Annotated in this window: 1 protein-coding gene; it reads left to right on the top strand. The window is 33.2% G+C overall.

Annotation, left to right across the window (positions count from 1 at the left end):
* On the top strand, nucleotides 1-229 hold a 229-nt coding region (gene tnpB, locus A3SG_RS0118690; protein WP_016991478.1), incomplete at its 5' end, for an IS66 family insertion sequence element accessory protein TnpB.
* Between the last annotated feature and the right edge of the window lie 6 nt (nucleotides 230-235).

Below are 235 nucleotides of genomic sequence, written 5' to 3'. Positions count from 1 at the left end.
AGCACACAGTGGGGAAGTGTTCATTTTTATCAATCGAAATAATAATCAGATGAAACTTTTACACTGGGAATCCGGTGGCTTTGTTCTTTATTACAAGCGCTTAGAGCAAGGAACTTTTGCTGGTTCAACCAGTACTAAATTGCAAATTAATTGGAGTGATTTGGTGTTGATGATCGAAGGAATTCAAATTATAAAAAGCAATAAAAAAAGAAGGTTTTATTTAGAATAAAACAGC

This window comes from Flavobacterium sp. ACAM 123 (assembly GCF_000264055.1).
Taxonomy (GTDB): domain Bacteria; phylum Bacteroidota; class Bacteroidia; order Flavobacteriales; family Flavobacteriaceae; genus Flavobacterium.
The sequence above is the reverse complement of the archived record's forward strand: the minus strand, read 5'-3'. Positions and strand labels throughout refer to the sequence as shown.